6 protein-coding genes and 1 pseudogene are annotated in these 11204 nt (G+C 72.8%); all 7 read left to right on the top strand.

The features are described 5' to 3' along the window. The first annotated feature begins 241 nt into the window (after positions 1 to 241). A complete protein-coding gene (locus ACZ6ZN_RS32910) occupies positions 242 to 1999 on the top strand; it encodes an acyl-CoA dehydrogenase (protein WP_469651861.1) in 1758 nt (585 codons plus the stop codon). Between the two features lie 138 nt (positions 2000 to 2137). Beyond that, positions 2138 to 2992: a 4'-phosphopantetheinyl transferase family protein gene (locus tag ACZ6ZN_RS32915; protein ID WP_469651863.1), complete on the top strand. Its 855-nt coding sequence runs from the start codon at positions 2138 to 2140 to the stop codon at positions 2990 to 2992. A 514-nt stretch (positions 2993 to 3506) separates the two neighbouring features. Beyond that, positions 3507 to 5837, top strand: coding sequence for a condensation domain-containing protein (locus tag ACZ6ZN_RS32920; RefSeq protein ID WP_469651864.1), 2331 nt, complete (start codon positions 3507 to 3509; stop codon positions 5835 to 5837). A gap of 68 nt (positions 5838 to 5905) precedes the next feature. Continuing rightward, a pseudogene (locus tag ACZ6ZN_RS32925) lies at positions 5906 to 6097 on the top strand (S-adenosylmethionine synthetase N-terminal domain-containing protein); the annotation flags it as partial. Positions 6098 to 6111: 14 nt separating this feature from the next. After that, positions 6112 to 9600, top strand: a complete 3489-nt coding sequence (gene metH / locus ACZ6ZN_RS32930) for a methionine synthase (RefSeq protein ID WP_469651866.1) — start codon at positions 6112 to 6114, stop codon at positions 9598 to 9600. After that, the gene (gene metF / locus ACZ6ZN_RS32935; protein ID WP_469651868.1) at positions 9597 to 10502 is read left to right on the top strand and encodes a methylenetetrahydrofolate reductase [NAD(P)H]; all 906 of its coding nucleotides are present in this window, start codon (positions 9597 to 9599) and stop codon (positions 10500 to 10502) included. Before metH ends, metF begins: the two co-directional genes overlap by 4 nt. Then, positions 10480 to 11204: adenosylhomocysteinase (locus ACZ6ZN_RS32940; protein WP_469651870.1), on the top strand; the 725-nt coding region annotated here is incomplete at its 3' end. The genes metF and ACZ6ZN_RS32940, both read left to right, overlap by 23 nt.

The raw sequence follows: 11204 nt of genomic DNA on the forward strand, positions 1-11204 counted from the left end.
AATACCGCACATCGGCTCGCCGCCCGCTCGCACCCCACTAGAAGAACACTTCAGCAACAGTGGAGTCCGCCTGGAATCCATGGCGCTGATCAGCCATTTCGCGTCGACGTCCCACACGCCGCCCGTACCGGGCCTGGACCGCAACTCCAGTCAGGCTCCGGCACCCCACCAGAGGCCCGGGCCAGGGTGATGTACGGGCGCGCGACCGGCCCGCCCGGACCCGAGGAGCTGACCGAGCACGATGACCACCACCGCCGAGACCGGACACGCCCCGGGCACCGCACCCGGCGGCTGGGAGCGCGCCGCGAACCTGCGCGCGGCCCGCCTGGAGGCCCGGCTCGGCGACCCCTACGACCCCGCCAACCCGCACGGCCTGCGGGCCCTGTTCGCCGCCGACGACCGGCGCACCCCGCCCCGCGCCACCGAAGAACTCCTGGACGAGATGCAACTGGCCGCCGAATTCGTCCCCGTCGCTCACGGGGGCCGGCTCACCCGCGCCGACCTGCTGGCCCGCACCCTGCGCCCCCTCTTCCGGCGCGACGTCGCCCTCGGCTTCGGCCACGGCATCACCTCGCTGTTCGCGATCGGCGCCGTATGGGCCGCCGGCAGCGACCAGCAGCGCAGCCGCCTGGCCCGGTTGCTGCTGGACGGCCAACGGGCCACGATCGTCCACCACGAACTCGCCCACGCCAACGCCATCCTGCGCCACGAGTTCACCGCCCGCCCCGCACCCGGCGGCGGCCATCTCCTCACCGGACACAAAGACGTCATCATCAACGCCGCCCGCGCCGACGCCCACGTCGTCTACGCCCGCACCGACACCGCGCGCGGCCCCCACAGCCACTCCGTGTTCCTGCTCGACGCCGCCGACGCACCGCCCGGCAGCGTGGTGCACCTGCCGCGCGTGCCAACCTCCGGGATGCGCGGCGCCCTGTTCAGCGGACTGCACTTCCACGACCGGCCGGTGGGCGCCGACGCGCTCGTCGGCCGCACCGGCCAGGGAGTCGCCCTGGCCCTGCGCACCTTCCAGGTCAACCGCAGCGTCATCTGCGGCGTCGTCACCGCCGCCGCCGACACCGTCCTGCACTCCGCCGTCCGCGCCGCCACCACGTCCCGCAGCGGCCCCGTGGCCCGCCGCTGGCACAAACCCCTCACCGGCGTCTTCGCCGACCTGCTGGCCTGCGACGCCATGGCGAGCGTCGCCCTGCGCGCCCTGAGCCTGCTGCCCGAGCGCGCCCACGTGTTCGCCGCCGCCGTCAAATACGTCGTCCCCGACCTGCTGCGCGAGAACCTCGAAGAACTCGCCGCCGTCCTCGGCGGCCGCGGCTACCAGCACCACAGCCCCGAATACGGCGCCCTGGACAAACTCGTCCGCGACCTGCCCGTGGCCGGACTCGGCCACGCCGGCACCGCCTCCTGCCAGTCCGTGATCGTGCCGCAGCTGCACACCCTCGCCGAGACCGCCTGGTTCACCGAGGAGGAACCGCCGCCCGAACTCTTCCGCACCGGCGCCGAGCTGCCCGCGCTGGACTACCGGCTGCTCGGCATCGCCGGCGGCGGCGACTTCATGGCCGCCTCCCTGCTCCACTCCGCCGCCCGCCTGGCCCCGGCCCGCGGCGTCGGCGGCCACATCACCGCCCTGGCCGCCCTCGCCGAGGCGTTCACCGCCGAACTGCGCGCCCTGCGCCAGATGTGCCTGCGCCTGCCACGCCACGGACCGGGCCTGTCCGAGCCTGCGGCACTCGTGCTCAGCGACCGCTACAGCCTGATCGTCGCCGCCGCCGCCGTCCTGGGCATCTGGGAGGGCCAGGACGGCAGCGACCCCTTCCTCGCCGACGCCGCCTGGGCCGTACTCGCCCTGTCCCGCATCGGCGCCCGCCTGGGCATCCCCGTGCCCGACCTGCCCGACGGCTGCACCCAGCAGGTCCTGAACGAACTGATCCGCCGCTACCGCGCCGGCCTCGGCTGCGACCTCGCCGCCACGCCCCTGGCCCGCTAAGGACCCCCCACCCCGCCGCCCACCGCATCCGCCCGCAAGCCGCCGTCCACCGCATCCGCCCGAAAGCCGCCGCCCACCGCACCCGCCTGCAACGCCCGCGATCCGCGCGAGAACCACCAAGGAAAGGGGTGAACCGAGGTGCCCACGCCCCCCCTCACCGACCCGGCGTGCCTGCCGGCCGACGCCGACCGCATCAGCCGGCCCGTCCACGTCAGCGGCCCCGACGGCCCCTGGCACCAGATCAGCCACGACATGCACGCACGCGGCAACGCCGTCGTGTTCGCCACCTGGGGCGAATGGCTGGGCCCCGCCCTGACCGAGCCCGCCCTGCGCCCCCTGCTCGGCCGCGACTGGCAACGCTACCGCCGCACCACCGACCCCCTGGTCCGCTTCCGGTTCGTCACCTCACGCCTGGTCACCAAGTACACCGCCGCCGCCGCACTGGGCACCCAGGCCGCCGCACTCGACCTCGCCTACAAGATCGGCGGCCGGCCCTACCTGCGCGGACTGGACCAGGTCGACATCAGCCTCACCCACACCGACGACCTGATCGCGGTCGCCGTCAGCCGCAACGGCCGTATCGGCGTCGACGCCGAACCCGCCGACCGCACCATGTCCTTCGACCTCATCCACGGCCACGTGTGTACACCGGCCGAACGCACCGAACTGCACCCCCTGCCCGAACCACAGCGCGCCGCCGCCCTGCTGAGACTGTGGACCCTGAAAGAGGCCTACACCAAAGCCATCGGTCAGGGACTGCGCCTGGGCTTCACCGAGTTCGGCTTCGGCACCGCCGGCGCGGGCCTCCTCGCCCCCGACGGCCGACCCGCCTCCCGCGGCGAATGGGCCTTCGCCACCCACCGGGCGCTGGGCCGTTACCTCATCAGCGTCGCCTGCCACGACACCGGCCTCGACACCGCACGCGACACCGCCCCGCACACCATGCTCGACGAGGGCCTCATGGGCGCCGTCACCGATCTGCTCACCCCCTGAAGCCGCTCGGCTCCGCCCCAGCCGCCCCGGCCCCGCCCGCACTCGGCCCGGGGCGAAGCGGTGAGCGAGAAGGAACCAGTCATGGCACCACCACGGCACGCGGCCCGCGGCCTCACCCGCGTCACACGCCCACCCTCGGACGGCATCAGCATCGGACGGCAGGACACGGCGAAGCCCAGCCCCTCCGCGCGCCGCGGGCCCGACCCGGAACACCTCGCCGTACATCCCGCCGCACATTCCGCCGGCGCATCGGGACGGCGGCCGCCGCTCCCTGCCCGCACCCTCCCTGAGGCGCTAAGCCTCACCGGGCAGGGCCGCATCGCGCGCACCTTGGGCGCGTCCACCGCGACGTCAGCGCCGTAACAGGCCCGCATGGGCGGCCCCGCTCATACTCGTCGAGCACTCGCAGAGGGGAGGGAAGGGGGGCCTTCGCAGCCGTACGCCGAGGTCGGCACACACCGTACGTCGACCGCACGCCGTACGCGCGACCACGCAGGCGCGCCCCGTACAGCCGATGAGCACCGAATACACCTCGTTGCCGTCCGGCGAGGAGCCGACCTGCATCGTCGTCGACCTCGGGCCGGCCCCCCATCGCCGACCGCGCCTGGAGGTGCACGGCCCGCTGAACCGGGACCACCTGCAGGCCGCCCTCGGCCAGGCGGCCGGCCACCTCCCGGGCGTCGGCGCCCTGCACCACCGCCTCGACCGGCACGGCAATGGCCATCACACGCTGCGGCTGACCACCGACGGCACCAACGGGCCAGGTGCTAAGCCCGGTGCCGAGCCTGGAGAAACGTTCCCCTACGGGCTCCTCGCAGACCTGCTGACCCGCCCCGGCGCGCCCGCAGCCCGCCCCGCCTCCACCCGCACGCTCGCCCCGACGCCCCTGATGCGTGAACTGCTCGCCGACGCCGACGCCCACCCGGGCCGCCACGTGGAGCGGCTGTCGTGGGCCTGGCACGGACCGCTGGATCCCGACCGGTTCCGCGCCGCCTGGCAGTCGGTCGTCGACCACGAGAGCGTGCTGCGCGCCGCCTTCGACGACAGCCCCGAGCCCCTGCTGGTCCTGCACGACCACGCAGACGCCGACGTGCTGTGGCTGCCGCACGGCTCCGTGCGCTTCACCGACCTGATCGCCCAGGACGTGCGCCGCGGTCTCGACCCGCGCCACTCCGGTGGCCTGCGCGTCAGCGTCCTCGCCGGTGGCCCGGCCGGCACCGACGGCACAGCACCCGCGCCCGCCTGGGTACTGCTCAGCTACCACCACGCCCTGCTGGACGACACCGGCGCGCGACTGCTGCTGCACGAGTTCTACCGCGCCTACCTGGCAGGAGGCCGGCTGCCCGGTGGCGAACGCCGCCCCGACCTGCGCGACTACGTGCGCTGGCTCGACCGCCGGAACACCGCCCCCGCCCGGCAGTTCTGGTCCGCAGCCTGCGGAGCCGATGGAGCCGAGGGAGCCGCCCCGCCCGCAGGCGGCCTCCCGCCCGGCCCGCTCACCACCGCACCCGGCCCCGCGCACCGCACCCGCATCCGGCTGACCGCGCAGCAGACCCAGCGGCTGACCGCATGGGCCGCCCGCCTGGGCTGCACCGAAAGCAGTGTCCTGCACACCGTGTGGGCGGTACTGCTCTACCGGGCCGCCACCACCGGCGCCACCGGCACCGCTGGCGCACCCGCGACGGTCCGCTTCGCGGTTACCGCCTCCGGCCGCGGCATCCTCCTGGACGGCGCCGACCGCCTCCCGGCCGCGCTGCGCACCACGATGCCGCTAAGCGTCCGCATCGCACCCGAACGCACCGTGGCCGGTCTGCTGACCGAACTGCGCGACCGCGTTCTCGACATGAGCTGCTACGAATGGCTCTCCCCGGGACAGATCCACCACTGGTCCGCCCCGGACCCGACGCAGGGACTGGCCACCCCCGACCCCGCGTACCAGCCGCCCGCCGGCCACTTCCCGCCGGCCGGTCACCGTCCACCCGCTGCCAGCCTCCTCGCCTTCGAGGGCGGGCCGCGCCCCGCCCCAGACTTGACGCAGGAACTGGCCGCCCTCGGCGTGCGCGTGGAGCGGCCCGACCCGCTGGGCGCCCTCACCGCATTCCCGCTCACCCTCCTCGCCCACCGCGACGACGACGGCGCCCTGGTGCTGACCGCGTCCTGCCACCCGGACCCGCACGCCGACGCCAGCGAAGCGCTCACCCACAGCGCGCTACTCCTGGGCGAACTGCCCTACCTGCCGGGCGACACCACGACCGTCGCCGACCTGCTGCCCCTGCTGGCCGCGACGACCGGCAGACGACCCGCACCGCATCCACACCCCATCCCCGACGAGCCGCCCGACGCCCCGCCGGCCACGCCCGCCAGCACAACTGACGAGCCACCCGATGCCCCCCCGGCCACGCCCGCCCGCACACCTGACGAGCCGCCCGACGCCCCGCCGGCCACGCCGCCCAGCGCTCCGGCCGGCCCGCCGCTGACAGCGCTGCGGCCCGCCGCCGGCCCGGACGATGGAATCGTCTGCCTGGTACAGACCCACGGCACCCCCCGTTCCCGCTACGACCAGCTCGCCGCCGCCTACAAGGGCCCTGAGTCGGTCGTCCTGCTGCGTTGCGCACCCGGTGGCGTACGCGTCCGCCACGACGCGCTGCGCCCGCTGATGGACGGAGCCGGGCTGCTGGTGCTGGGCGCGTTCTGCGGCGGCGGCAGCGCCGCCTACGAGATCGCCCGGCTGATCGCCGCGCGCGGCGGGCGACCCCCGCTGGTGGTGCTCACCGGCGCCACGACCGCACCCGCGGCCCTCGCCCGGATGCTGCAATCCGCCGCCGCACGAGCGGGACGCCCCTGAACCGGCCCCATGGTGACGACACACGGACGGCCCGCGGGCTGTCGTGAGACGTCGACCTCTGGAGAATCATGCCCCGTTGCCCATTCACCTCCCAGTCCGTGACCGAGGGCCACCCCGACGACACCGCCGGCCCGATCGCCGACGCCGTCCTGAACGCGCCGGTGCGCCAGGACCCACCCGCCCGGGTCGCCGTCGAGGCACTGCCCACCACCGGCCGGGCCCACGTCGCCGGTGAAGTCACCACCAGCGCCTGCGCGCCGACGGAAGGTGCGGCATGACTCGCCCCTCCACCCCCGACGACAGCCGCACCCGCGTCCTGGCGCTGCGCGAGGCCCTGGCCACCCGCGTGGTGGTGGCCGACGGGGCCATGGGCACCATGCTCCAGGCCCAGGACCCGACCCTGGAGGACTTCCACAACCTCGAGGGCTGCAACGAGATCCTCAACGTCACCCGGCCCGACATCGTGCGCGCGGTGCACGAGGCGTACTTCGCCGCCGGGGTGGACTGCGTGGAGACCAACACTTTCGGCGCCAACCACGCGGCCCTGGGCGAGTACGACATCGCCGGGCGCGTCGCCGAACTCTCCGAAGCGGGCGCGGCCATCGCCCGGCGCAGCGCCGACGACGTCACCCGGCGCACCGGGCAGCAGCGCTGGGTCCTCGGCTCCATCGGCCCGGGCACCAAGCTGCCCACCCTCGGCCACATCGGCTACCGCACCGTCCGCGACGGTTTCCAGGCCAACGCCGAGGGCCTGCTCACCGGCGGTGCGGACGCGCTGCTGGTGGAGACCACCCAGGACCTTTTGCAGACCAAGGCGGCCCTGGTGGGCGCCCGCCGGGCCATGAACGCCCTCGGCGCCGACGTGCCGCTGCTGTGCTCGCTGGCGTTCGAGACGACCGGCACCATGCTGCTGGGCTCGGAGATCGGCGCCGCGCTGACGGTCCTGGAGCCGCTCGGCATCGACATGATCGGCCTGAACTGCTCCACCGGCCCGGCCGAGATGAGCGAGCACCTGCGCCACCTCGCCCGCCACTCCCGCATCCCGCTGCTGTGCATGCCGAACGCCGGCCTGCCCGTGCTCACCCGGGACGGCGCGCACTTCCCGCTCGACCCCCAGGGCCTGGCCGACGCGCAGCACTCCTTCGTGCGCGACTACGGCCTGTCCCTGGTCGGCGGCTGCTGCGGCACCACCCCCGAGCACCTGCGCCGGCTGGTCGAGCGGGTCAGGGGCGTCACTCCGGCCGGGCGCGACCCGCAGCCGGAGCCGGGCGCGGCCTCCCTCTACCAGAGTGTGCCGTTCCGGCAGGACACCTCCTACCTGGCCATCGGTGAGCGGACCAACGCCAACGGGTCGAAGAAGTTTCGCGAGGCGATGCTGGAGGGCCGCTGGGACGACTGTGTGGAGATGGCTCGCGACCAGATCCGTGAGGGCGCGCACATGCTCGACCTGTGCGTGGACTACGTCGGCCGCGACGGCGTCGCCGACATGGAGGAGCTGGCCGGCCGTTTTGCCACCGCCTCCACCCTGCCGATCGTGCTGGACTCCACCGAGGTGGACGTCATCCGGGCCGGCCTGGAGAAGCTGGGCGGCCGCGCGGTGATCAACTCGGTGAACTACGAGGACGGCGACGGCCCCGAGTCCCGCTTCGCCAAGGTCACCGCACTGGCCCAGGAGCACGGCGCCGCCCTGATCGCGCTGACCATCGACGAGGAGGGCCAGGCCCGCACGGCGGAGAAGAAGGTCGAGATCGCCGAGCGGCTGATCGAGGACCTGACCGGCACCTGGGGCATCCACGAGTCGGACATCCTCGTGGACTGCCTGACCTTCACCATCTGTACGGGTCAGGAGGAGTCCCGCAAGGACGGTGTGGCCACCATCGAGGGCATCCGCGAGCTGAAGCGCCGCCACCCGGCGGTGCAGACGACGCTGGGCTTGTCCAACATCTCCTTCGGCCTGGACCCGGCCGCCCGCATCCTGCTCAACTCGGTCTTCCTCGACGAGTGCGTGAAGGCGGGTCTGGACTCGGCGATCGTGAACGCCGGCAAGATCCTGCCCCTCGCCCGCTTCGACGCAGTGCAGGTGACCACGGCCCGGGATCTGATCCATGACCGGCGCGGCGAGGGCTATGACCCGCTGCAGAAGCTGATGGAGCTCTTCGAGGGCGCCACCGCCGTGTCGCTGAGGGCGGGCGCGGCCGAGGAGCTGGCGGCTCTGCCGCTGGAGGAGCGTTTGAAGCGCCGCATCATCGACGGGGAGCGCAACGGCCTGGAAGCGGACCTCGACGAGGCGCTGACGCGGCGTCCGGCGTTGGACGTCGTCAACGAGATCCTGCTGGACGGCATGAGGGTCGTGGGCGAGCTGTTCGGCTCGGGCCGGATGCAGCTGCCGTTCGTGCTGCAGTCCGCCGAGGTCATGAAGACGGCCGTCGCCCACCTCGAACCGCACATGGAGAAGAGCGACGAGGCCGGCAAGGGCACGATCGTGCTGGCCACCGTGCGCGGCGACGTGCACGACATCGGCAAGAATCTCGTCGACATCATCCTGTCCAACAACGGCTACAACGTCGTCAACCTCGGCATCAAGCAGCCGGTCTCCGCGATCCTGGAAGCCGCCGAGGAGCACAAGGCCGACGTCATCGGCATGTCCGGACTGCTGGTGAAGTCCACGGTGATCATGAAGGAGAACCTGGAGGAGCTGAACCAGCGCGGCCTGGCCTCCGGTTACCCGGTCATTCTCGGCGGCGCCGCCCTGACCCGCGCCTACGTCGAACAGGACCTGCACGAGATCTACCAGGGCGAGGTCCGCTACGCCCGCGACGCCTTCGAGGGCCTGCGCCTGATGGACGCCCTCATCGGCGTCAAGCGCGGCGTCCCCGGCGCCAAGCTCCCCGAACTCAAGCAGCGCCGGGTGCGCACCACCGCCTCGGCGCAGGTCGAGGAGCGCCCGGAGGAGGGCCACGTCCGCTCCGACGTCGCCACCGACAACCCCGTGCCCACCCCGCCCTTCCGCGGCGCCCGCGTGGTCAAGGGCATCCAGCTCAAGGAGTACGCGAACTGGCTCGACGAGACGGCCCTGTTCCGCGGCCAGTGGGGTCTGACGAAGGACCTGATCGAGACCGAGGGACGTCCACGTCTGCGCGGCCTGCTGGACCGGCTCCAAAGGGAGAACCTGCTTCAGGCGGCCGTGGTCTACGGCTACTTCCCGTGCGTCTCCAAGGGCGACGACCTGATCATCCTGGACGAGCAGGGCAGCGAGCACACCCGTTTTACCTTCCCGCGCCAGCGCCGGGGCCGGCGCCTGTGCCTGGCCGACTTCTTCCGCCCCGAGGAATCGGGTGAGGTCGATGTCGTCGGCCTGCAGGTCGTCACCGTCGGCTCGCGCATCGGCGAGGAGACCGCCCGGCTGTTCGAGGCCAACGCCTACCGCGACTACCTCGAACTGCACGGCCTGTCGGTGCAGCTCGCCGAGGCGCTCGCCGAGTACTGGCACGCACGCGTGCGCTCCGAGCTCGGCTTCGCGGGGGAGGACCCGGACGAGATGCAGGGCATGTTCCGCACCGAGTACCAGGGATGCCGCTACTCGCTGGGCTACCCGGCCTGCCCGGACCTGGAGGACCGGACCAAGATCGCCGAACTACTCCGGCCGGAGCGCATCGGCGTGCAGCTGTCCGAAGAGTTCCAGCTGCACCCCGAGCAGTCCACCGACGCCCTCGTCGTCCACCACCCGCAGGCGGGCTACTTCAACGCCGGAGGCCGCCCATGACCCCCCTGCGTGACCTCCTCACCCGCGGCACACCGTCGTTCTCGTTCGAGTTCTTCCCGCCGAAGACCGAGGCGGGCCTGCGGACACTGTGGCAGGCCGTCCGCCGCGTCGAGGCACTGGCGCCGTCGTTCGTGTCGGTCACCTACGGCGCGGGCGGCACCTCACGCGACCGCACCGTCGAGATCACCCAGCGGATCGCCGCCGAGACCACACTGCGGCCGGTGGCCCACCTCACCGCCGTGGGCCATTCCGTCGACGAACTGCGCCACATCATCGGCCAGTACGCCGATGCCGGCGTGCGGGACGTGCTCGCACTGCGCGGCGACCCGCCGGGAGACCCCAACGCCCCCTGGGTGGCACACCCGCGGGGCCTGCGCCACGCACACGAACTGGTGTCACTGGTGCGCGCGTCGGGGGACTTCACCGTGGGCGTCGCTGCGTTCCCCGAACGGCATCCACGCTCACCCGACTGGGACAGCGAGGTCCGCCACTTCGTGGCCAAGTGCCGGGCGGGCGCGGACTACGCCCTCACCCAGATGTTCTTCCGGGTCGAGGACTACCTGCGACTGCGCGAGCGGGTGGAAGCGGCCGGCTGCACCACCCCGATCATCCCGGCGATCATGCCGGCCACCGACGCCCGGCAGATCACCCGCTTCGCCCAACTCTCCCACGCCACCTTCCCCGACGACCTCGCCACACGGCTGGAGCAGGCACGCGGCAACCCGCAGGCCGGCCACCGCATCGGCGTCGACCACGCCACGGCCATGGCCGACCGGCTGCTGGCCGAGGGCGCGCCCGGGCTGCACTACATCACCCTCAACCGCTGCGGCGCGACGGTCGAGATCCACCGCACCATCCAGAACCGAACCAGGAGTGCCCATGCCCTCGCAACCGCCCGCTGACTTCACGGACTTCAAGGTCGCCGACCTGTCCCTGGCCGACTTCGGCCGCAAGGAGATCACCCTCGCCGAGCACGAGATGCCCGGCCTGATGGCGATCCGCAAGGAATACGCCGCAACCCGGCCCCTGACGGGCGCCCGGATCACCGGCTCCCTGCACATGACCGTGCAGACCGCCGTCCTGATCGAGACGCTCGTCGCCCTGGGCGCCGAGGTCCGCTGGGTGTCCTGCAACATCTACTCCACTCAGGACCACGCGGCCGCCGCCGTGGCCGCCGCGGGCATCCCGGTCTTCGCCTGGAAGGGCGAGACGCTCCAGGAGTACTGGTGGTGCACCGAACAGGCCCTGACCTGGCCCGGCCACGCGGGCCCGAACATGATCCTGGACGACGGCGGTGACGCCACCCTCCTCGTCCACCAGGGCGTCACCTACCGCAAGACCGGTGAACTGCCACCCGCCGACAACGAGGAACTGGCCGTCGTACGGGCCCTGCTGGAGTCGAGCACACTGGACTGGACGGCCCTGTCCTCGCAGATCCGCGGCGTGACCGAGGAGACCACGACCGGCGTGCACCGCCTGTACGAGATGCAGCGCGAGGGCACCCTGCTCTTCCCGGCGATCAACGTCAACGACGCGGTCACCAAGTCGAAGTTCGACAACAAGTACGGCTGCCGCCACTCGCTGATCGACGGCATCAACCGCGC

The sequence above is a fragment of the Streptomyces sp. NPDC053665 genome (genome assembly GCF_055585285.1).